This window comes from Neptunitalea chrysea (assembly GCF_027924145.1).
GTDB classification, from domain to species: Bacteria; Bacteroidota; Bacteroidia; order Flavobacteriales; family Flavobacteriaceae; genus Neptunitalea; species Neptunitalea chrysea.
Genome location: NZ_BRVP01000072.1, coordinates 1 through 709, shown reverse-complemented (window position 1 = coordinate 709; position 709 = coordinate 1). Strand labels below are relative to the sequence as shown.

The window sequence follows — 709 nt, the reverse complement described above, 5'->3', positions numbered from 1 at the left end:
CCATCTACTTCAAGCCCAATACTTTCGGCTTGTAGAATAGTAAGTGAAGTAGGAACACGGGTTTTCCATGCCTTGCCTTCAGGTAATCCTTTGGTTTCTGTCAATTCGTCTAAGATAGATAAATACATCGCATCTTCAATAGCAGGTAATTGACCTCCATTCCAAATGTTTCCGGTTGCCATATAATGTAATACCGCATCTTCAAAACCAGGACGAACAGTTAAAACAACACGTGCCATACCCGATTGCATAAATGCACGGAATAAAGGATCGTCGTTTTCATAGTTGTATAAAGTTGACCACTCTTCTCGGTTTCCCCAATAATATGGGTAAAACTTGTATGACATAATATTCCACTCAAAAGCCTGCTCCATAAAAGTAACAAATGACTTATACGTATCTAGTTGCTGCGTAACATCTACTTTATAGTCATTCATGGTAGTACCAGAATACATTTTTTTACCAAAAGTATTGGTAGCTGTAGGCATTTGGTCTATCATATATGAAATACAGTTTTTACGAAGTACCGTTTGCTCAATTTCACGATAGAAATTAGGATTTGTTTCTTTAAGTGTTGCTTCCTTTTCTTCTTGTTCAGCTACTTTTGCATTGTATTCAGCAAGCCTATCTTCGTAGGCTAAAATAATAGCATTATAAGTATCCAAACGCCATTGGGTTAGAGCTTCTATTGTGCGTTCGCAGGTAATAA

1 pseudogene is annotated in these 709 nt (G+C 37.1%); it reads right to left on the bottom strand.

Going from position 1 to position 709, the window contains the following annotated elements:
* Positions 1–709: pseudogene (locus tag NBRC110019_RS16745) on the bottom strand (hypothetical protein); the annotation flags it as partial.